18 protein-coding genes are annotated in these 23,419 nt (G+C 41.5%); all 18 read right to left on the bottom strand.

All coding sequences use genetic code 11. The features are described 5' to 3' along the window. Positions 1-6: 6 nt before the first annotated feature. Entirely contained in the window at positions 7-1,248 is a 1,242-nt protein-coding gene (locus NMM13_RS07510) for an aminopeptidase (RefSeq protein ID WP_254728352.1), read from the bottom strand. 254 nt (positions 1,249-1,502) lie between these two features. After that, positions 1,503-4,355, bottom strand: a complete 2,853-nt coding sequence (locus tag NMM13_RS07505; protein ID WP_254728350.1) for an AAA family ATPase — start codon at positions 4,353-4,355, stop codon at positions 1,503-1,505. Between the two features lie 172 nt (positions 4,356-4,527). After that, on the bottom strand, positions 4,528-4,677 hold the full coding sequence (locus NMM13_RS07500; RefSeq protein WP_254728348.1) for a hypothetical protein: 150 nt from the start codon (positions 4,675-4,677) through the stop codon (positions 4,528-4,530). A 14-nt stretch (positions 4,678-4,691) separates the two neighbouring features. Then, positions 4,692-5,369: a hypothetical protein gene (locus NMM13_RS07495; protein WP_254728346.1), complete on the bottom strand. Its 678-nt coding sequence runs from the start codon at positions 5,367-5,369 to the stop codon at positions 4,692-4,694. Between the two features lie 37 nt (positions 5,370-5,406). After that, positions 5,407-5,685, bottom strand: a complete 279-nt coding sequence (locus tag NMM13_RS07490; RefSeq protein ID WP_254728345.1) for a type II toxin-antitoxin system YafQ family toxin — start codon at positions 5,683-5,685, stop codon at positions 5,407-5,409. Beyond that, complete coding sequence (locus tag NMM13_RS07485; protein ID WP_009732165.1) at positions 5,678-5,941, bottom strand: type II toxin-antitoxin system RelB/DinJ family antitoxin; 264 nt, start codon at positions 5,939-5,941, stop codon at positions 5,678-5,680. The genes NMM13_RS07490 and NMM13_RS07485 overlap by 8 nt, the downstream gene beginning before the upstream one ends. A 101-nt stretch (positions 5,942-6,042) precedes the next feature. Then, positions 6,043-7,920, bottom strand: coding sequence for a DUF262 domain-containing protein (locus NMM13_RS07480; protein WP_254728344.1), 1,878 nt, complete (start codon positions 7,918-7,920; stop codon positions 6,043-6,045). Further along, positions 7,914-9,224: a DUF262 domain-containing protein gene (locus NMM13_RS07475; protein WP_254728343.1), complete on the bottom strand. Its 1,311-nt coding sequence runs from the start codon at positions 9,222-9,224 to the stop codon at positions 7,914-7,916. Before NMM13_RS07475 ends, NMM13_RS07480 begins: the two co-directional genes overlap by 7 nt. Before the next feature lie 96 nt (positions 9,225-9,320). Beyond that, on the bottom strand, positions 9,321-13,715 hold the full coding sequence (locus NMM13_RS07470) for a PolC-type DNA polymerase III (RefSeq protein WP_254728341.1): 4,395 nt from the start codon (positions 13,713-13,715) through the stop codon (positions 9,321-9,323). Between the two features lie 264 nt (positions 13,716-13,979). Further along, complete coding sequence (locus tag NMM13_RS07465) at positions 13,980-14,168, bottom strand: hypothetical protein (RefSeq protein WP_254728339.1); 189 nt, start codon at positions 14,166-14,168, stop codon at positions 13,980-13,982. Positions 14,169-14,244: 76 nt separating this feature from the next. Next, entirely contained in the window at positions 14,245-14,745 is a 501-nt protein-coding gene (locus NMM13_RS07460) for a DUF3592 domain-containing protein (RefSeq protein ID WP_254728337.1), read from the bottom strand. A 23-nt stretch (positions 14,746-14,768) separates the two neighbouring features. Further along, positions 14,769-15,176 (bottom strand): DUF5082 family protein, encoded by a 408-nt coding sequence (locus tag NMM13_RS07455; protein ID WP_118095921.1) that lies wholly within the window; start codon positions 15,174-15,176, stop codon positions 14,769-14,771. A gap of 46 nt (positions 15,177-15,222) precedes the next feature. Further along, entirely contained in the window at positions 15,223-15,645 is a 423-nt protein-coding gene (locus tag NMM13_RS07450) for a hypothetical protein (protein WP_118095922.1), read from the bottom strand. 13 nt (positions 15,646-15,658) lie between these two features. Then, positions 15,659-16,183 (bottom strand): hypothetical protein, encoded by a 525-nt coding sequence (locus NMM13_RS07445; protein ID WP_118095923.1) that lies wholly within the window; start codon positions 16,181-16,183, stop codon positions 15,659-15,661. Positions 16,184-16,213: 30 nt separating this feature from the next. Continuing rightward, a complete protein-coding gene (locus NMM13_RS07440; protein ID WP_254728335.1) occupies positions 16,214-17,593 on the bottom strand; it encodes a T7SS effector LXG polymorphic toxin in 1,380 nt (459 codons plus the stop codon). A 22-nt stretch (positions 17,594-17,615) separates the two neighbouring features. Then, complete coding sequence (locus NMM13_RS07435) at positions 17,616-17,912, bottom strand: DUF5344 family protein (protein ID WP_254728333.1); 297 nt, start codon at positions 17,910-17,912, stop codon at positions 17,616-17,618. Positions 17,913-17,916: 4 nt separating this feature from the next. Next, positions 17,917-19,002 (bottom strand): hypothetical protein, encoded by a 1,086-nt coding sequence (locus tag NMM13_RS07430; RefSeq protein ID WP_254728331.1) that lies wholly within the window; start codon positions 19,000-19,002, stop codon positions 17,917-17,919. Then, positions 18,995-23,416 carry a type VII secretion protein EssC gene (essC, locus tag NMM13_RS07425; RefSeq protein WP_254728329.1) on the bottom strand — a complete coding sequence of 1,474 codons (4,422 nt, stop codon included), beginning with the start codon at positions 23,414-23,416 and terminating at the stop codon, positions 18,995-18,997. Before essC ends, NMM13_RS07430 begins: the two co-directional genes overlap by 8 nt. Positions 23,417-23,419 lie beyond the last annotated feature (3 nt).

Genomic DNA, 23,419 nt, shown 5'->3' with positions numbered 1-23,419 from the left:
TTCTCCTTAAATTGCCCAATCTCCATTACGGAAGAGTGGTACGCGTGTTCCATCCTCACGGATACCGTCGATATCCATTTGGCTTGAGCCGATCATGAAGTCAACGTGGACGTCTGAGCGGTTGAGCCCGGCTGCTTCGAGTTCTTCTTCTGTGAACTCTGCGCCCCCTTCTACGCTGGTTGCATAGGCTGCCCCGATGGCCAAGTGGTTAGAGGCATTTTCATCGAAGAGGGTATTAAAGAAGGTAATGCCTGATTGGGAAATTGGACTTGGATCTGGGACGAGGGCACATTCACCCAAGGCACGCGCTCCCTTGTTTTTGAAGACCAAATCTTTCATGACTTGATCGCCTTTTTCTGCTGTGATATCCACAATTTCTCCATTTTCAAAGGTCACTTTGATGCCTTCGATGATGTTCCCATTGTAGCTAAGCGGTTTTGTGGAAGTGACATAACCTTCTGCACGACGGAAGTCAGGAGCTGTGAAGACCTCTTCTGTCGGCATATTTGGCAAGAAGCCTTCGCCTTGGGCATTGATAGCTCCAGCAGATTCCCAAACATGGTTTTTCGGCAAACCAAGAGTCAAATCGGTGCCTGGTGCTGTGTAATGAAGGGCTGAGAATTGTTCTTTATTAAGCATCTCCGCCTTGCTCTTGAGAATAGCTGCATGCTCTTCCCAAGCCTTGACTGGATCTTCTTCGTACACCCGGCAGGTCTTGAAGATTTGATCCCAAAGGAGATCCACTGCTTCTTCGTCGCTCGCCGCATTTGGGAAGACTTTTTTCGCCCATTCTAAACCAGCTGCTGCAGCAACGGTCCAGCTGACCTTGTTGGATTGAGTGGCGATGCGCATTGGTTTCATAGCCATGCCCAAAGCCTTGGCAGAAGCAGAAAGCTTCTCTGCATCAACGCCGTTCAAGGCACCTGGATCAGAAGAACGGACACCCAAACGACTGGCCTTGTGTTCCAAGAGGTAGTTCATTTCCGCAATCTTGTAATCTGGCACATTGTCCAAGCGATCCATCGGTGCATGGAGGAATTTCTCCCGGGTCGTAAAATCATCTGCCCATTGGACAATGACTTCGTGGGCCCCCAAGGCATAGGCTTCCTTCACAATCAAGTGAGCCAATTCTCTTTGTTCCACATCAATGTTCAAGACCAAGGTATGACCAGGTTGAACGTTGATGCCGTTCGCAACCAATAATTTAGCATATTTTTCGAGGTTTTCTTTAAAATTTGGTAAAACCATTGTTTTCTCCTTCATAAGTGAATGATCTTCTCCTAGTATACCATAAGTCCATGCAAAAAGAGAGTGGGACAGAAATAGGTAATTCGTTAGAATTCGATTTCGTCGTCCCACCTCCGCACAGTTGAGTAGGGCTGTAAAAGCTGATGAAATCAGCGTAGTAGAGCCCACTCAACCACTGCGTCTTGCTCGACAATCCAAAAATAATTGAGAGGCTAGGACTTTTGTCCCAGCCTCTTTTTCTTGTTCCTTCTAGCTTAAGGAAGAACATAGCCTTGATCATCTACCGTATGGGGATGTTCAGAATTGCCATTCTCCCTCAAGGCTTCCAAATCTTGATCCAAAATCGAATTGTAATCCGTACTACCTTCACGGGTTACCCGAGTCGATACTTGGCGCAAGAGTTTTTCATTAAGATTGCGGACCCAGCGACCATTACTATGATCATTGGCACGCATATAATTCTCTCTGACGATCTCTCCATAAAGAGCTTCATTGACTTGGTAGCCTTGCTTGCGCAATCCCAACAGACCGATCTCGACGATCTCATCTGGACTATAGTCTTCAAAATCAAATGTAGTCGGGATCCGACTTTGCAAACCAGAATTGACCTGCAAGAAGTCATGCATCTCTTTCGTGTAACCGGCAAAGATTATAACGATATCGCGACGGTGGTCCTCCATAAATTTGAGGACTTCATCCAAAGCTTCCTTCCCAAAATCATCATTTGAACCGGTAAAGAGGGTATAGGCCTCATCGATAAAGAGGACCCCACCCAGTGCACTCTCCAAAACTTCACGCGTCTTCAAAGCTGTTTGACCTTGGTAGCCTCCAACCAGATTGCTCCGCGAAACTTCGATGAATTTCTTCTGCTTGATAACCCCTTTTTGGAAGAGGATATTGCCTAAAATGCGGGCAACGGTGGTCTTCCCTGTACCGGGATTTCCAAGAAAGAGAGAGTGCAAGGTCGTGTCTTCGACGATGCCACCTTGTTCAGCCCGTTTTTGGTTGAACTCAGCCATGGCTACGAACTGTTCCACTTGCTCTTTCACCTTGGCAATGCCAACCAAACGATTGAGGGCGGCCATCCCATCTTCTTCCTTGTCGGCTCCTGCCTGGTACTTGCCTTGGTTAAGGACAGCATCGATATCGCTATTGAGGATGGTCTCAATATCATCGGAACCTTGGGCCACCACCCGATCTGCCATGGTCTTGGTCAATTGCTCATCCAGGTTACGGATCCAGCGACCATTGCTCTTATCTAGAGAGCCATCATAAGCCCGCTTAACATGTCGTGCATAGTAATCCCGGTCTTCGAGCTTGTAGTCCCCTTTGCTTAGGATCATTTCGCCCAGCTGGACAATCTCATCTCCTGTAAAATCTTCAAAGATGAAATTATTTGGCACCCGAGAACGGAGTCCTGGATTGGTCTTTAAGAACTCCTCCATTTCCTTGGTATAACCGGCAAAGATAATCATGATGTCATCGCGATTGTCCTCCATAAATTTGAGGATGGTATTGATCGCCTCGATCCCAAAGTCCGCACCGCTGTCCTTTTTATCCAAGCTATAGGCTTCATCAATAAAGAGGATGCCCCCACGCGCTTTTTCGAGCAGGGCCTGGGTCTGTTCAGCTGTTCCTCCAATATTCGAAGAGATTAGATCGGACTCCGTTGCTTCCACGAAACGGAATTCTTCCCCTGAGAGAACACCTGCATCAAAGAGCACTTGTCCCAACAGACGGGCCACAGTGGTTTTCCCTGTACCAGGATTTCCCATAAAGGCAGCATGCAAGGTTTGCTTTTCAGGTGCCTTGCCACTGGCGATTCGTTTCTTGTTAAATTCCACCATGTTGATCATTTTCTTGATCTCATGTTTAACTTTTTCAAGACCAATCAGGCTATTGAGTTCTTGAAGAGCATCTTGTTTCTTCTCTGGTCCAGAGTCTCTTGCGGTAGTTGGAGCCACCGTTGCATCCGTCGCCTGTCCCGTAGAAACGACTTGCGCGTTGCCCTTGGCCACTTCTCTGCCAACAAGATAGTCACAGTCATCCTCGATTTCCTTGGTCAGATCACGCGCATCGCCCTGCCTATAGGTCACGGTGCCCACCTTCGCAAAAGCTCCACCTTGAAGCCGTATATTGGGATCCGCAATCTTATGACAAATCATACGCTCAGCCATCAGCACACTCTCATCAAAAACGCCAAATGAAATGGTTTCGGCATTCTCATTTAAGAAGGTTGTTTCTCCAGTCAGGGAAGCAAAGGATTCTTCATAGACGCATAAAAATTCTGAAAATGTAGCTTGATGAGCTCGGATCATACTATTGTATGAATTGATGGAGGTCATATGATCCGAATCCGAATTGAATTGAACATTATTATCAAGACAGACCCCAGTACCAGTAGGCAACTCAATTTTACAGTTTTCAGACTCCCAGATGACATTCCTCAACCAAACTGGTGGAAAGTCCTTTTCCAGATCCCCGCCTGTAATCGTTGAATTTTTTGCGATCACTTCTGAGTCCTTGGCATGGATCGTATTATTCCCAAATATTTCAATATGGACATTTTCTAAGGTCAATTTAGATCCTTCTGACAGATCAATCTTAGAAAAAATCGTTGAATTGCGAATAGACAATTCCGAAGCGGACATACCGATGGCACTTTGGTGTTTTTCCGGAACCTTCATCCCGACTCCTTCCAGTGTCAACTTCGAATGCGTATCCATATAGATAAAAAATTCATTATTTGTTGGAGTGGTTGCTTCAAAATAGATCTGTTTACAGGTGATATCTGAGCTATTCCATAAGAGCAAGGTAGTATAATTCCCACCAACTTTAAACCACAGATCTTCAAATGTCACCTGAGCTCCCTCTACAAATCGGAAGGAAGCCTCAATGATGTTGTTAAACATGCGCCCATTGCCATTTGGATTTGGGACCACATGCCCCACGAAATGAAGGTTCTTGTCGATCTCGATCACTTTATTTGTCGGCCATTGAAAGACATACCCATTTTCAAACTCGATGGTATCCCCATCCTGCGCTTTTTCAATCGCATCCATAAAGTTCCAACTATTGTTGTAAGGCCCTACTAAATATCTTGCCACGCTCTTCTCCTTTTTTTCATCTTTTTGAAAGAAAATCCATTGTTCTTCTATTTCCTTGTCACAAACAATCGTTACTAAAAATTGTAACACAATCCAGTGCCAAAGAAAACACTTATCAGATCTGAAAGGACTGAAAAACCTCTATTTTCAAAAGGAAAATAGAGGCTGTCCCTTAATCTTTCAAGGCTGAAAATAAGCCGGCTAGAGCAATCGCTCCTGAGATCATCGCGGTGGAAAGGAGCAGCACATTGTCTGCCACCTCTAGCTTGTACTCAAAGACTTTTTCAGCAGGTTTGTCTTCTGCAAAAATGTCAACCTTCATGTTCTATTCCTTTCTTAGTCATCCTCCTCACCCAGATAGAGACGTCGTGCTTCTGGGCTGTTGCTAAGAATATCGAGATAGGTTTCATAAGCATCGGGCAAGGGCTTTCCCAAAGAGATATCTAGCTCTGGATTCACATTTTTCCCATAGAGAGAGCAGAGATAAAGACGTTCATTGAGCGTTGGAAAAACTTCGAGAGACATGAGCTCAGCCTGACCGACCCGCTCCCAATCTTGCTCTTGGATATCTGGTAGGATATAGGCTTGGAAGAGTCCCATTAGAGGATTATCCTCTGCTTGGCCACTTTCCTTGTCCGCCTGAACCAAGGAAAGCCGTTGGCCAAAACCAGTTACTTGGCGCTCCCGTCCCTTCACCGAAACCGTAATCGGATGCCCTCCCATATGGCTATAAATCCATTCTTTGGGTAACCGATAATCTATGAGAGGGTCAAGATCTTTGACAATCCTTACAGGACTAGAGCGTAGAAACTGACGAGTGACTGCTTTACAAAAGAGAATATTCTCCTCTTTCAAGGTCACTCCCTTCCAGCTATTTTCCTCCTTGAAATGGTTAAAAAATACCAGATAGGGCTCTCTCACCATTTGTGCTAAGACATAGACGCCATTCCGTAGGCGAATGGAAATGACTTTCCCCGACTTCCAGGGTATTGCTCTTTTTTTCTTTTCTATCATTAGCCAACCTCAAACTGAGCGAGGATCGTTGAATCCATCAAAATAAATCACTGTGACTTCCTGTCCTCAGCAAGTTTAAAATCAATTCGTCCTTATCTACTTTGTAAACCAAAAGCCAATCCGGCTGGATATGACACTCCCGAACACCTTGGAAATGCTTGGAATCAGTCAATTGATGGTCACGATATCTGACAGGAAGTTCTTTTTCTTGAACCAGAAAATTCAAAACTTCTTCTAACAAGTCTGCCTTCAAACCACACTTCATTGCCAACTTAAAATCTTTTTTAAACTGTTTATGATAACGAATCTTAAGCACGCAGGTCCTCCATCAAGTCTGAGACTGATTCAAAGGGTTGACTCATATTCCGATTTTGCTCTACATCCGTTACGACTTGGAGCAACTTCCCATGATCGTCTAATCGAACATCAAAAGGTAAGCCCTGATATTGAATAGCCTGACGGAGGAAAATGTTGATAGCTGTGGTCATATCCATCCCTAAATGATTAAACACTAGTTGGGCCTGCTCCTTAACCTCACTATCCAAACGGATACTCATGCTCGTCTTTGACATATTCTCACCTTCTTTCTATTGATTATTGTAACAAAAAAGAAGGCTATTGTAAATCTATTAGATATACAATAGCCTTTTGAAATTAATGATCAAGGCAATTCTTATGACTTACTTTCTATGAATCTTTTGACCATAGGTAAAATTTCTTTTTCAAGTCCTTTTATTTGATACGATTCCCATTTAGTTTTTTCTGTTATATTAGCCATTATTTGTAACTTTAGACTCTGACGATCAAAAATTCCTTCCCACTGTTTATATTTTGCACTCGGGACTAAATTTCCAAATTTTGAATTTTGACTATCTGTAATGATACAAAGGTTCCCAAAAGAGTGTAAGAATTGATCATCCATTTTCTCAATTTTTTCATCACTATTTGGATGTTGTGGGAACCAATGCTCTATGGAACGACGATAAGCAAATTTGAAATGATCAAATTTAACACCTTTATACTTCCTTCCTAATTCTTCACGGTTTTTCCATAAGATGTAATCAACAAAATTGAATGCATAAACAGGAATATCACCATATTTTTTGAGCATATCTTCCTCGGTGAACAATCTTCCCTCAGCATATCTTACAGCCATTATTTCAAGAAAATCCTTAAAATAAGAACCAAATTCCGGTTGATCTAACTCTTCAATATGGTTGAAGAGGAATCGCAAACTTTCATATAACCAACGACTATCACGATTGGCAGTGAAAGTCACAGCAAACATAGATTGAAGAAGAATGATGTTTTTGTTCATTTCTGAATCTGAAAATGTATTCTTAGTAAAGCGTTCTTCAACTATGTAATGCTCTTTTGCTTTTCCATTTGGCTGGTATTCATAGTAAGTACCCTTCTGCAAAAACCATTCATCCTTATTTCTGCTTGAAGAATCCATATTTGAATTTCTAACAATGAAATTATCAAAAATATGTTTCATTCTAAGAAGGAATTCACTGAACTCAATAACCCAAGTCTCATTTTTATTTTTTATATCAAATAGAGTTAAGAGTTTCTTATCATCTAACTGAACCTCACTGGTATCCTTACCTTCCCAAATTGCCAATACATGGAGTAAAAACGTCGGAAAATCAATAACTTGGGTATAGTCACCAAAATCTTTTTCTGATTCTGTAATTTTTTCATTGACCTTTATTCCTAATATATCTGATAACTTTCTTCTTTCATTTTGATAAAAATCAATGTCATCATAAATATTATGAAAGGAGTAATTTGAAAAGTGCCATCCGAAAATACGTTCACGCTCCTGAAAATTATCTGCCCTCTTCCGCCTCATCTTAAATTGACTTGCTACTGGCTTATCAAACTCTGCGCAAGCATCCCAGATTCTTGCAAACTTTTGAGCCATTTCTTGATCTATACCGAACTTAGCCATCATTTGCGCCTTAAGAATCTCATGAGCCTCTAGTTGTTCTCCTCGAGAATTGAAACGTTCGAAATAAAGATTCAAATCTAAATCTTTAGGAAGAATACTACGAAAAATGATGACTTTATTAAAAAGATAATCAACGAAGGGCTGAGGTTCAAGTTGGCGCTCTCCTAGCACTTTTTTCAAGGCATCTTTAGCATGTCTGTAACCTCTAGTTAATTCATTTTCATCGTCCTCAGAAATTTTTTCATTGATAAATAGTTTTTGAATATTATCGTTTGATTTCTTCCGAGCTGGGAAGGTAAGATTGACAGCTTTCAATCTATCAAAACCAAACTCATGCTTCAAAGCTAAGGCAATCAAATTAAGTGCTGTTGTCCGTTGTTGCCCATCTATTATTTTGAAAAGATCATTCTCTTCATTAACAACTAATGTTCCAATATAATAATTGTCTCTCTTTTCTTGAAAAGCATCTGCCACATCGTTCAATAATTGTTCAATTTCATCATAAGTCCAAGCAAAATTTCTCTGATAAAGAGGAATAGCATAGGTATCTTCATTTAACAAACGGTTAACGGATAAGCTTATATGTGTTTCTACCATTTATCTTTTTCCTCTTCTATAATTTGTTCCATCGTATAATTTTCAAATAATTCTCTATCTATCTTAACCATGAAATCATTCGGAGTCACAGCATGGGCTAAAACTTGAAATAGTTTTTGAACTTCTCTTTGTCTGAACTTCCCGCCTGCAGCGTAGTTTCCTACAGTAGCGTCATATATGGCTCGAGACTTCACACGGGGGTAGTAAGCCCAAATAAACAAGGTTTCTACTATTTCCTTTGATAGCTTATCTTTTCCAAATCTCTCCGCAAAGAGAGAACAAATGTTTAGAAACAGATTGTGGCACTTGCGATAGCGCCCCTTTGAACTATTGTAAATTTTTAACATACCTTCAGGGTAATCTGAACCATTTTCTTCACTCTTAGGATCATTAAAAATTCCTAACTGTTTATTTAAAACATCTATATGATCTTTAATCATTTGATGAACAGATTCAATATATTCAAAAAATTTGCTTCCATCTATGATTGGCATAGTAATTGACATAGGGAAGTTTTCAATATGACGATATAATTCTAGGTATGGAAAATTCTGATTTAAATCAACACCTTTAAAATCGTCAATAAAATCTTCTGTAAAACGCAGATAAGAACCATAACGCTTGTTAGTTAGTCCTGTTTCTCCCCTAGACCAACGTCTCATACGGAAAAGATGCTTATCAAATAAATCTTTCAGACTTAAATCGTCATCTTCCACAAACTGCTCCCATTTCTCAACAATTTTTTCATCATCTGAGTCTTGTTGACGCAGATGATAGGCTTTGAGTAAATCATGAGGTTCTAAAGATTTTCCACGATTATTCTGAGAATCAAATAATTGAAAGGCTTCTGCCAAACGTTCCTCTGGCATGATGATACAAGAAATAGAACAATTTTCCAATAAAAATTCGCAAATATCTTTTGCCTGGCTTGTACCAACCAATTGAGTTAAATTTTCCCACTCGTTATAATTTTCGCTTGCATGATAGCAGGATATCTCTCCAAATTCAGCACCTAAAAGTTGATTAGCGCCTTCATAATCCTTTAACTTTTCTAATGAATGAAGAAACAAGGAAATAGAAATTAGTCGTTGTTGCCCATCTACAATATCTAAGTATCCACCATTATCATGAAAGATAACAGAGCCAACTTGATATTCCTTTTTTTCCATAGCATCTCGTAAATCATAAAAAAGATTACGAATATGCTTTCTGTTCCACTTATAAGGTCTTTGATAAGAAGGAATCCGCAAATTCCCTTCTTTCAATAGCTCTCCAACCTTTTTTGAAGTAAATTGAATACTCATTTTATCTGCCTTTATCGTATTTTTTAAAAAACTACAAATTCATATGAATCTGTAGTTAAGGGTAGCTAATTCTTTTGAATAAAAATCATTTATCCATCAAAACAAATCATCAAACAAACTCAACTGATTATCCTCTGGCATATTGCCCAGAATGCCCATTTCATCCATCTTTTCAACCAGGGTTGAGGAGACACCGCCACGCTTACGGAGCTCCGTCTTAGAAAGGAATTCTCCTTCTTCACGCGCCCGCACGATTTGCTTGGCAACGTTCTCTCCTAGACCATCCATCGCGACAAATGGTGGAATGAGGGTGTCCCCATCGATCAAGAATTCTGTTGCCTGACTGCGATAGAGGTCGAGCTTGCCAAACTTGAAGCCACGCTCCCACATCTCATTGACAATCTCAAGGGTGGTGTAGAGGTCGATCTCTACGTTGGAAGCTTCATTATTCTTGCGTTTCTCAGCTATTTCTTTCATTCGAGCTTTCACGGCCTCCAGGCCAGCTCCCATGGTTTTGATATCAAAGGCCTTGGCCCGAATCGAGAAGTAGGCACAGTAATAATAGAGAGGATGATGCACCTTAAAGTAGGCCACCCGAAGGGCCATCATAACGTAGGCCGCCGCATGGGCTTTGGGGAACATGTACTTGATCTTTCCACAGGACTCGATGTACCACTCAGGAACATTGTTTTCCTTCATGGCTTGGATATAGCCATTGCGCTCTTCTTCTGAGATCTTGAGCCACATGCCTTTCCGCACACGCTCCATGATGGTAAAGGCCATCTTAGGCTTGAGCCCTGCGTGCATGAGGTAGACCATGATGTCATCCCGACACCCGATAACGGTCGATAGATCGGCAATGCCCGCCTTGATCAAGTCTTGAGCATTTCCCAACCACACGTCGGTACCGTGAGACAGACCAGAGAGCTGAAGCAACTCGGCAAAGGTCGTCGGATGGGTTTCATCGACCATGCCCCGAACGAAGTTGGTCCCAAACTCAGGGATCCCCAGCATACCAGTTGAAGTCCCGATTTGCTCCGGTGTCACTCCTAGGATATCGGTCCCTGAGAAGAGGGCCATGACACCTGGGTCATCCATAGGAATATCATTCGGATCAATTCCTGACAAGTCTTGGAGTTTGCGAATCATAGTCGGATCATCGTGTCCTAGGACATCGAGCTTGAGGACGTTCTCATCGATATCGTGGAAGTTAAAGTGAGTGGTCTGCCATTCAGCTGTCACATCATCTGCTGGATACTGGACCGGAGTAAAGTCATAGACATCCATATAGTTTGGAATAACAACGATTCCCCCCGGGTGCTGACCGGTCGTCCGCTTGACCCCAGCGGCACCTTGGGCCAGACGTTCGACCTCAGCATCTCGATAGTACTTGCCAAAATCCCGCTCATAGCCCTTGACAAACCCATAGGCAGTCTTGGCCGCGACGGTACCTACTGTTCCTGCCCGGAAGGCATATTCTTCCCCAAAGATATCGCGAACATCCAAGTGGGCACTCGGCTGGTCTTCCCCTGAGAAGTTCAAATCGATATCGGGTACCTTGTCCCCATCAAAACCAAGGAAGGTCTCAAACGGAATGTCTTGGCCGTTTTTGCTGAGCTTGTGGCCACAGTTTGGACAATCCTTATCCGGCATATCAAAACCAGATCCATAAGAGCCATCAGTGATGAACTCACTGTACTGGCACTGGCTGCAGACATAGTGAGGCGAGAGCGGATTAACCTCCGTAATCCCAATCATGGTCGCGACAAAGCTGGATCCAACGGATCCACGCGATCCAACCAGGTAGCCCCGCTCATTGGAACGATGCACCAGCATTTGCGAGGCCAGATAAATCACGGCAAAGCCATTCCCCAAGATAGAGGTCAATTCCTTTTCAATCCGCAGATCGACAATATCAGGGAGCGGATTACCATAGATCTCAAAGGCTCGCTTATAGGTCAATTCCGCAACTGTTTCTTCGGCCTTGTCGATAAATGGCGTATAGAGGTCACCCTTGACCACTTCGACAGGTTCGAAGATTTCTGCCAGGGCATTGGTATTTTCAATGACAATCTTGCGCGCCAAGTCTTCCCCTAAAAAGGCAAATTCATCCAGCATTTCATTGGTTGTACGGAAATGGGCTTTTGGTAGGGGTGCTGGTTGGGCGTTTTCTCCATGGCCGATAGTCCGGTTAATCATGGCCCCTTGCCCGAGACTGCGGACAATGATCTCCCGATAGATCTCATCTTCCGGTTCCAGATAGTGGACATTCCCTGTGGCAAGAACGGGCTTACCTAGGCGATCTCCCACCTCAATCAAGCTCTTTATAATGGTCTGGAGCTCGTCCATGTCCTTGACCTGCTCCTTGGCAATGAGAGGCGCATAGATAGCCGGTGGCATAACCTCGATAAAGTCGTAGTACTTAGCCACTTCGACTGCCGCGTCAACTCCTTGAGAGACGACCGCATCGAAGACTTCTCCTTCAGAACAAGCTGATCCAAGGATCAAGCCCTCTCGGTGGGCATCCAGCACGGTCTTGGGAATCCGTGGGACCCCTTCGAAATACTTGGTCCCAGAAAGAGAGACCAGTTTAAACATATTCTTAAGGCCGGTCTGATTCTTGACATAGATCGTGGCATGCTTGACCCGCGCCTTCTTATAGGAATTTTCATTGATCAGATCGATATTCAAATCCTTGAGATTGGTCACCCCATGCTTTTCTGCTACATCCTTGATAAAGATGAAAAGCAAGCGCCCCGTCGCTTCCGCATCATAGTTGGCCATATGGTGATGTTCCAAGGCGACCCCAAAGCGCTTGGTCAAGTGCCCCAAGCTATGCCATCTAAAATATGGGTAGAGGTTGCGGGCAAATTCCAACGTATCGATGACTGGTTGGGTGATTTTTGGAAGGCCATGACGCTCGTAGTTGACATTCATGAAGCTCATGTCAAAAGTGGCATTGTGGGCGACAAGAACGGTTCCCTCACAGAAGGCCTGAAATTCCTTCAAGACCTGCACCAAAGGCTTGGCCCCACGGACATGTTCATTGGTGATCCCTGTCAATTGGGTCGTAGAGGCCGACAGAGGATGGCCCGGATCGATAAACTCGTCAAACTCCTCAATGACATTGCCCTTGTACATCTTAGAACCGGCGACCTGGATCAAGTCATTGTAAATGGCTGAAAGTCCCGTCGTTTCCACGTCAAAGACCACATAAGTCGCTTCATTAAGGTCCAGATCCACCTCGTGATAGGTGATGGGCACATTGTCCTCTACGATATTGGCTTCCATCCCATAGATCAGCTGGATCCCAGCCTTCTTGGCTGCTTTAAAGCCATGTGGGAAGCTCTGTACATTGCCATGGTCGGTGATCGCCACCGCCTTGTGGCCCCACTCAGCTGCCTTGGCAACTAGCTCTTCGACTTCCGGCAGGGCATCCATGGTCGACATGTTGGTATGGGCGTGGAATTCCACCCGGCGCTCACCTTCTGGCATCAGGTCCTTGCGGGTATAATGCACGACTTCCTGGATGTCTTGGACATTCATAGTTAAGTCACGCGTGAAATTGTTCATTTCGATATTTCCCCGCACCCGGAGCCAGCTGTTCTTCTTGATCATGTCAAACTTCTGGGCTTCTTCCTCATTTTTGACCCATTTCTGAAGGGAAAAACTCGAGGTATAGTCGGTCATCTTAAAGCTGATCAAGACCCGACCGGTCCGCGTCACCTTGTGCTCCACGTCAAAGACCACACCCTCAAAGACAATCCGGTTCTCTTCCGTTATGATCTCGATCATCGGAGTGATCTCAGCCTTGTCTAGCTTAGGTTTAGCCGCAGCCTTCTTAGCCTTGAAATCAAAGGCTGGTTTTTCTTCAACTGCAGGTGGCGGAGCCATCTGGGCCAAGGATTCCATAGCCCGCAAGGTCTCTTCATTGGCCGCTTGGAAGATCTTTTCATTTTCCTGCTCAAAGCGCGCCACTTCTTGCTCTGTCAGCGCATCATCAGACTCCACTCGACAGGTGAAATGTGGAAAACCAAAGGCTTCCAACTGCTTGGCAAGGTTGGGCAAATGGTTCTTACGAAAATGCTCCGTATCGACCGAAGAAGGCCCTGAGATGATCAATTCCTGCCCTTCCGCGCGCACCTGCAAGTCTTGGTAAAGCCCCTTAAAGCCTTGACTCGCACAAGGACCTTCCTCAAAGACCTCCCGGTAGTAGGCCTGCAATAAATCAGCAGAAAAGTCCGGATTGGCCACTTGGATGGTAAAGGTCGCCTGGTTTCCTGTCTTTGAAAATTCATCCTTCAAGCGCTTGCGCAATTCCTTAAACAAAGCAATCGGCAAGACTTCCGCAAAGGCAAAGCGGAACTCCCAAACCCGGCTGACCTTGTGCACCACGACTTCTTGAATCTCCGCATGCAAAAAGGCACTGGAAGATCGCATCTCCAGCGGCATATCCAGCTGATCCATTAAAATTTCAAAGGTGTTGGACATTGTTTCTCCCTTGATCTTGATTCTTTTGCTCACTGTTGAGTGGCCCACTTTCTAAGCAAAAACAGACCATTCAAAAACATTCGTAACCCTTATTTTATCACAATTTAAGGATTAATTCGAGGGAGAAGTGAAGACGAAAAAATCACCGATAGGACGGTGATTTCTCGATGATTGGTCAACAGCAGGCAATCCTGATCATTCCCCACTTGTTGCCTCTGTTTCTGAGCTGGAGCTCGGTGTCCGTAGCAGGTCCTTCATCTGCGCCTAAATATCTTCTCTTGAGAGTTGTTCTTGATTTTGAACCTTCATAGATGCTTGCAACTTCTGCCGAATCTCCACTTTCTCCTCTTGCTCCTTTTGCGCTTGAAGAGTCAGACGGTACATGGCAAAGAAAACACCGATGACCACTAAAAAAGAGAACCAAGTGGTTCTCTCTATATTGTAATTTTTCATCAACCTACTACAGTTGACAAAGAACCGAATAAGTGTAGTTCACATATGACGTATCTTAAATGGAAATCAAATATAACTATTTAAAAATCAAAAGATACAATAATAAAGATGCAATTAACAAATATACTGCTATTGTTACTTTCATAGCAATATTATAGTATCGGTCCAATCCAGCGAATCTCTCAACAAAGCCTATTTCAGGATTTTTAGGATTATAATATACTATCATACTGGAACCGATTGGAAAAATGGTTTTTAAATCCAAATTTTGTCCCGTTCCATGAACGTATTTTATATCAAAAACATTTGATTGCTTAGATTCAGTTGATATGTCTATAAAATAAGAGTAATCATATTTTTTTTTATATTTAATTCCATTCACTGAATATTCAACAATCGGTAAAGATACAGGAACTTCATTTCTAGAATCATATGACACTACAATTCCCTCAACTTTCGAAGTTGATTGAATTTTTATATTTATATCACGACGATATAAGTAATAAAAAATCAAAAATAATATCAAAAATATCAGAGTTATTATTCCTATAATTATAAATAATATTTTTTTAGGCATAATTACCTCCTTATTCGCTCAATTTAATTGAACCATTTCTCAATTGTTCCAGCTAAATTATTAATCCATATTTCTATTTGTCCAAGCAAACCATCACATTCAAAAATCTTATTCTCATATTCATTCATTTTATCAATTAGACGATCCATATCTCTATCAATAGCTTTAATTGTGGTATTAAGTTCATTACTTATAACGCTACTTACAGGTTGATTAAATTGAGTCTTATATAGATTTCCCGTCCACTCATCACTATTTTCATTCTTTAATTTATTTAGAGATTTTTTTTCAGTTCTATAACGACCCTTAATTTTCTGTAAATGGTTATAAATTTCTTTTATTTCCCTAATCTTTGCTTGATAATCTGCTTTCTGATGGCATATCGCAGCTGCTTGAGATCTTAGCGACGCTAACTGGCTTTGTTTTGTCATAAATTACCCATCCTTTTAATAATCATATTCATTTTAGAGTTTTTCACTATTTATAAACTCTTAATTCAATGTCCATTTTCTGAGGATCTTCCATCCGATCAACTATTTTCTTTTGTTCGGAAGAAATCTCTAACATCATTAGCACTGCGTGATTACTTTCTAAATCACCTCTACTTTCATGATTATAAAAAATAGGTTGATTATCATACACGCTGAAGCCATCGTATTGCCAATTAAGATACAATCCGAAACTATTATTAATAGTTACAGAAGTTCGATTAATTAGTAAAAATACCGCATACTCTTTCCCATCAAAAGTATATGTTGCCCCTGTATAATTCAGACTAACTTTTCCTTCAACACCAATCAATGGATGCTTTGTAATAAGTCTATCAACATAATTTATTAACTCAGGAGAATAGCCATCTTCAATATTTGGTTTATTAAAATTAATAATATTTTTTTCCATTATCCTCTCCTTTTTAACCTTTTGAAACTAAAATTTCTAATTTCATTTTATTTGGATCTTTCATACTATCAATTATTTGTTTTTGTGCAGGTGTTATCTCTATCATCATTAATGCTGCACAATTCATATCTAAATCACCTCTTTTAGTGTGATTATATAATATTTCCTGGTTTTCAAAGAGTACCTGTCCATCATATGACCAGTTCAATTTGAAATTTATACTCTGGTCAATTACATGTTGACTTCGATTCAATAATACAAATACTGCATATTCTCGTTCATTAATTGTATAAGTAGCATCTGTGTAATTCATACTTAATTTTCCATCCTCACCAATTGATGGATTTTTTCTTATAATTTCACGAACATAATCAATTAACTCCTTTGAATATCCTTCATTTGTTGGAGGGACAATAAGTGATATGTCTTTTTTTTGACTACTAATATCTTGATTTTTTGTATTATTTTCATTCTTACTAGAAACACTACACGCAGTCAGAGTCAGTATCAAGCATACTATAATAATTAGTTTTTTCATTTTCTTTTCTTTCATTTTAAAATAGATTTATTACCACAATTTAATTTTAACACTTGGAACTGAAACATTCAAAGAGAAACCTAAACCAAGTGTAGCTCCTATTTCAAGCTTATTAGAATATATACTTATTCTATCATTAATATCCTTTACCTTTTCACTCGTGTACATTAATGTTGCATCAACACCACCTTTAGCACTGACTCCCCCACCAATACCAATTAAGTTTTCTGATTTTTCAGCACCATCTGCTTTATATTTGACCGCTAAGCCACCGATATTTGCACTATAATTAACTCCCCCAACAGATGCTTTACCAGAAAATCCAATTTGTGTTTTTTCCTCACTACTGTATCGTGCTATTGTACCACTTGCTTGAGGCCCATATGCAGTTGCATTAGCATTCAGTAAACCTACATTAGTATCTACCTTTGCTCTAGCAGTCGTTGCATCAGCTGATAAAATTATTCCGTTCTTACCAAGTCTATTATCTGTAGAAGCTGCAAGAACATCTACTGTTCCTGAAACGTTAACGAGATCACCGGCTTTGGCATGAAGTTCTCCACCAGCAACTCTAGCTTTGCCTTGTGCATGCAATTCTCCGTCTTGCACACTCATTGTACCATTTGCAGAAAGGAAATCACCACCAGCATAAGCATAAAGATCATTAGCATAACCTATTGCATATTGTGTTTCAGCTACAGCCACATTACCTGCCTTATAGATAAAAGGATCTTCTATAAATTTTTTCTTAAAGACCGACTCTGTTCCCTGAATATACCATTCTTCTCCTGTTAAGCTACCAAATTTGGAGTCATCATACCTACCTGAAGGTAGAACATAATGGTCCATCACCTGAGACATTGAATTATTAAGCCCACCAAAGGTTTCTGTTAAAGCACCTACTATATTACACAACTCTTGATCTTTTTCAACAAAAGCTTTATTTACATTTTCTAGCATTTGTTTTATACTATCGAATGCTAAAGCAAGCTCGTCCGTCCTAGAATTTTCTACGGTAATAAATTCATTTGCCCTATTCTCCCATTTTTTTAAACCTGACACTAATTCTGCTGTATTGTTTGCTATTTTATTGATTTCTGTTATATCCTGATCTACTTTTTTGTCATAAATCTTACCAGTTTCCTCCGATTCTAAATCCAGAAAACCTGATTTTACTTGTTTAACGCAGTCATCCAATTTTTTAACAGCTTCAACTATTAGATAAGTCATATTTAAACTGTTTGATTTCATAAATGATTTTACAGCTTCTGCACCTTGTCCTTTGAAGCTATTTGTTTGCGTTAAAATCTGTAGAGCCTTATAAACTTGATATAATTGATTCTCCACTTCTGAATAAGTACTTGATATTTTTGATTCAATTAACGATACTTTAGAGTTACTTAGTTTCATACTTTAATTCCTTTATCCTATATCACTTCCAAAAATCCTGTTTAAACCTATCCCAAGCATTTTGACCTGCGTATTTTGCATCAACTTTCATCCATTCAGCAATGATAACCTCTAAATTTTGAATATCTTGTTCTAATAGTTTTTTATAGTTATCAATAACTTTATTAAATTCAGTTTCAACTTCCTTAAGTTTATCAATCGTTTGCAATTCTAAACCAACAGTGTCCAATTCTAATTTAGTAGATATGGCATCTTTTGCTTTTTCCAAAGATTTGATTTCTTTTTTTAATGTTTCTGGATTAATTAAAAATTGTACCATTATTTTACTCTCCTATTTCTACACTACAGAATGTGCTGTTCCCTAATACGCTTTCAATTACTTTCTGATATTTTTCAACTGATTTACTCTCCAACATCTCATAGTAATAGATATAATTGATACCAGATAACCACAATATTACAAACATCTCTGAAAATAATTTTGGCTTTTGCGTCAACAAATAAATAAATTGTTCTTTTACTTGGCCAATATAATTTGAAATATCTTCATTGTTTAGATAATCCTTAATCATTATTAAGGAAATATTTGGAAGTATCATTCCCATATCTGCACTGTCAATAATGATTTGAGGCGAATTTTTGCTAAATATTTCATTAAGTAATTGATATGTAAAAAAGATATCTTCTAAATGATTTTTATGATCTGGATTTGTATGAATCAAAAGAAGTCTAGATAGAGTTTTTGACTTATATAAGAGTTTCTGTGGAATTATATCACGAGATGATAAAGGAATAAAAACAGATTTTGTATAAGATTCATTATCAAAATCTACTATTTTTTTCCTTATTTCGCTTTCTACGCTCTCATTAATTTCCCCTAATGCATGAACACAAAATTCCATCCCTTTAAATAAATACTTTTGAGCCAATTCTACATCTTCTTTAGACAACTCTTCAATAAATTTATTAAACTCATCTTTATTAAATCTCTTATTCTGAGCTATAAACTCAAGTAATGTTAAATTTAATGAAGTTTGATTTTTGACATATGAACTCTTGTATTGTTGAATAAATTCAGTTTTAATCTGCTGAAAATTTTCTTTTGGAACAAAATCTATTACTTTAAATAATATATCCAAACTACTGAGAAGTGTTGATGAAGTGGAAACAAAAGAAAATAGAGTATTACCTGGATTAACAGTCACTTCTATATTTTTCTGTAACTGAGTTCTTGCATATTCTTGTTTGTAGTAAGCTAGCAACACAATTGCAGCAGGATTAATGTTTATAAGTTTTTTTTCTACTTCATAAAGAAATAGTGAGAAACCAAAATTATACCCTAAGGTAATATATATTCTATCTGTTTTACACTTTTGAGTTTGCACAACTAATTTATCCAATTTACTCATTGTTAACTCCTTTAATTACTTTCATAGCCTGATAATGATTTCCATCAACCATATAAGCAACTGACTTTTTCAAAGTAGGTTCCGAATATTTTACATTCGGAACACTTATGATTTTCTGATCATTCAATCGCATTTCAACAACAGCATATTTTAGTTGCTTAACGAATTTTGAAACAACATTTAGACTATTAGATAACATTGGGAGAGTTGTAATGAAGCTATATACTTTAACTTTAGGTCCATTCGTCATAATATATAGTATTTTATCAGATAATATTTCATTTTCCTGAATCAACTCTCCAATTTCATCCCAAATTATTACCATCGGTTTAGGAAGTATTTCATCTAGATCGACATGTTCACTAACTAAATCATATAGCTCTTCTATAGTATTTTTCCTTCCCAAAGGCGAATCTATTTCTTTTGAGAAACGAGATTGTTTTTGAGATTTCGAAGTTGTCAAAAGAATAGAATCGAAATTGAGTTTTTCAAAACTTAATATCATAGTGTTGATAATATTAAGTTTTTGCCATTCTTGTTCAAAAATATATAAAAGATTTCCTTTAATTAAATCCCAACTTAACGGTTGAACATTTTCCAGATCCAATCCGAGTGGTACTTTACCTTCATCCAGCAAGGCTGCTACATCCTCACGTCCATAGAACGCTGCTTCTGTCAACTCATCTGGCACCATTGGGATGCCTGCTGGGGTTTGGCCTGTCCACATCTCTTTGAGGCTTTGGACTTGGTCGCGGAGGTTGTTCATGATTTGGATATCATTGTCCCCTGCGACTGGTAGGGCGAACTGGACGACATCGACTTCGTCACGTTTCATGAGGGCCCGTCCCTTGATATCTTCCATCGTAGACGCTAGTGGGGTTGCTCCTACGATACCGCGGATCTCAGAGATATCATTTTGTGGCAAGGTCAGCTGGTGCTTGAAGTTGGAATAGAGCTGAGCCCGTAGGTTGTTTTGTCGGCTAGCTGTGATGATCAAGTGCACACCGATGCTAAGACCTTCACGGGAGATCCGCATGAAGAGTTTGAAGAGGTCTGTCTCATAAGGCTCGTCCTTCATGGACTCATAGCTATCCATGAGGATAACCATAGTAGGCTCTTGCTTCCCGGTCACTTCACGGTAGAGGGCGATGGTACCTACCCCATGTTCTGAGAGAAGTTTCTTGCGGCGATCCAACTCGCGGTTGATGATCCGGATAAATTTCTGGATTTTCTCCGTCTGATCGAGCAAGAGGCTATCGGCCACATGTGGCAGTTGCGTCAAGGGTGCTAAACCATTGGTTCCGAAATCCAGCAGGTACATGGTCAGATTTTCTGGGCTCTGCTTGCGAGCCAGATCCATGGCGACTGTCTGAAGGAAAGTCGTCTTTCCTGTACCTGGACTTCCGTAAAGGAGGATATTCCCATCTTTTGACAGATCGATGGCGACCGCTTCTTGCTTTTGCGCTTGCGGGATATCGGCTACCCCGATTAGGACGCTTGGAGCTGTCCGTTTTTGCCAAGCCTCGATCGGCACGACCTTGTCCAACTCATCCAGCGTGATCCGCTCTTTGAGCGGTGGCAACCATGGTTGGGCTACAGCTGCGATGCCTTCTTGTTGGTGCAAGTGGTTGATTTCCTGCACGATGACATCCAGCTCTGTCGGCACTTCCTTGATTTCTTCTGCCATATCCAGACCAGATAGGTCCTGGTTGAGGACTTCGTATTGGCCCAGTTCATTGATCAAGTAGATGGTATGGTCTTCGATCCCTAGCTGGTCTTTCTCAGGCTGGTAGTCTGCTCCAGACCAGGCGGTTTGGAAGAGTTCATAGACTTCGTTGTTCCCCACTTGGAGATAAGCACGACCGGTCTGGGTGATCTGAGCCGCATCTGCCGTCCGCAGCATCTCCATGGAGTCCCCACGGTCTGCTACCTTGAGGGCTAGTTTGAAGCGGGAGTTGGACCAGATCTGGTCATCCACGACCCCAGAAGGTTTTTGCGTCGCAAGGATCAAGTGCACCCCAAGGGAACGCCCGACACGCGCGATAGAAACCAGCTCCTTGATGAAGTCTGGTTGGTTGACTTTGAGTTCGGCGAACTCATCACTGATCAAGAAGAGGTGAGGAAGCGGTTCGGTCGCTTCACCGAGTTTAAATTTCTTTTGGTATTGGTTGATATGGTTGACCCCATATTGGCCAAAGAGGCGCTCCCGACGATGGATCTCCGCATTGATAGAGGCTAGAGCCCGCATGGACTGGGCACCATCCAAGTTGGTGATGGTCCCCAACAAGTGAGGCAGATCCTTGAAGAGGTTGGCCATTCCCCCACCCTTGTAGTCGATGAGAAGGAAAGCCACATCGTGGGGGTGGAAGTTGACAGCAAGGCTCAGGATATAAGACTGAATGGTTTCAGACTTACCAGAACCAGTTGTCCCTGCGATCAAGCCGTGTGGTCCATGAGCTTTTTCATGAAGATTGAGGTAGACCAAATCGTCCTTACCGCGCAGACCGATCGGCACGGCCAAACTTTGATAAGGGGCATGGCTCTCCCAACGACTCAAAACCTTGAGGTCATTGAACGTTTCCGCCTGATACATTTCAAGGAAAGTTACCGAGTCTGGAATCGAGCTCTTAAGCTGTTGGATATGCTTAAGAGGGGCAAGGCCACGCGAGATGGCTTCCTTGTCATAGCCTTCAGGGAAGTGATCCAATTGGAAGTCGAGCTCCCGAAGAACCCCTTCTTGCAAGAGCAATTGCCCTTGGTTACGGTCCTTGATGGAGATAACCGTTTGGATATTTTCAGAAAGAGATGAGAGCACGTCTGCCACATAGATGATAGAGCAGCCTAGCTCTGTCGGATCCTCACGGAAGAACTCCATGATGACATGGTCCAAAATCAAGGTCTCATCCGTGATGAGGACCACATAGTGAGGGTGGAAGATCTTGGTGTCATTGGCTTTTTCTTCCTCTTTTTGCGCCTTGCGGAGCTTGAGGATTTGGTTGAGACTGTTCAAGACCTGATCTCGTGTCCGCTGATTGTAAACAAAGCTACGGACATTCATGTCTTGCAAGGTCGCATGAGGCAACCAGCGCATCCAATCCCAGCTTTCTTTTTCCTCTTCTGGAATGATCGGAATAATGGTCAGATCATGATAAGAGTGAAAGACAGCCAATTGGGCAACCAGAAGTTGCAACTGTTCTAGCACGATGGGACGAGGGCCGACATAGCCGACCGGTCCCCGATTGAGGCTGGCTACAATCGGAAGATTGTCGATCTTTTGATGTGCTTGGAAAAGAGCATAGCCTTCTTCTTCCAAGGCATCTTTCTTTCCACTGCGTTCTTCCTGACCATATTTGAGCTCATAGCTGGTTGGGACCTTGCCCAAGCCCAAACGATAGGCCAAAAAGTCAAAATGAAGCGGTGTTTTTTCGTAGATCCGCGAGTCATAACGTTTGACCATCTTGGTCAAGTCTGCAATCGCTGGGAAATGGTAAAACATGCCTTCTCGTTGCTTCCGAGAGAGCTGTTCCAAGTCCTTTGCCTTGTCCTTGAGATAGAGATGGTAGAGCTCCACGCGCTCTTTCTTGTCTTCTTTGTATTTCTTACGATTCTTGAAGAATCCTTGGACAGAAAAGATCACACTGACCACAGACATGGATACCGTCGCGATGATATAGAGCCCCCGAGGTTGGAAAATGGTGATCAAGAGGGTCACCCCAACCATGATGAGGGGTGGCATGATCAACTTCAAGAGTTCATCTGATGGCTTTTGAGGCTCCGCTCCCGGAGGATTGATCAGGATCTTGTCTTCCGAGCTCCGGTAGATGATCCGCGGAGACCGGTGGTACTCTGGATAGTCCTTGTAAAAGTCGTAGCGCGAATGCAAGCGAGGTACCAGATAAGGACTCACTTCGACAGTCCCTTCCACACCAAATTCTTCTGGATAGAGCTTAATGGTCACATCTCCAATGGCCAGCTCATCCCCAAAGGCCAGTGGAACAGTCGCTTCAGTAACGAGTTTGTGGTTATGGTAGAGTTTTCCAGATAAGAGCTGGCAAGTCCAAGTCTGATCTTTTTTCACAAGGAGAAAGCGCACTGGATAATGCACGCGCACATCCGCACCTTGTTCATCTGCTACCAGGATTTCTTCCTTGTCGAGCAGCTCATATGTATGGACTTCCCCTGTCGCCAAGTAGCAGACCACATCTCCAAGGATCTTGCTATTTTCTAGCACGCCCTTGTCTTCCCCATATTGGTAGAAGACTTCTCCTTGACTCCATTGGAAATGAAGGGGATGTTCTTGCGAAGAAATGGTCAACTGAGCTGTTTCTTGATTCGATACGGTCGCTGTTTTCCCCTCTTCTAGTGCTAGCTCATAGCGAAAACCTTTTTTATAGAGTATGATACGTTTTTTCATAGA

It is taken from the genome of Streptococcus sp. CF8_St5-11 (assembly GCF_024295625.1).
Classification (GTDB): domain Bacteria; phylum Bacillota; class Bacilli; order Lactobacillales; family Streptococcaceae; genus Streptococcus.
The sequence above is the reverse complement of the archived record's forward strand: the minus strand, read 5'-3'. Positions and strand labels throughout refer to the sequence as shown.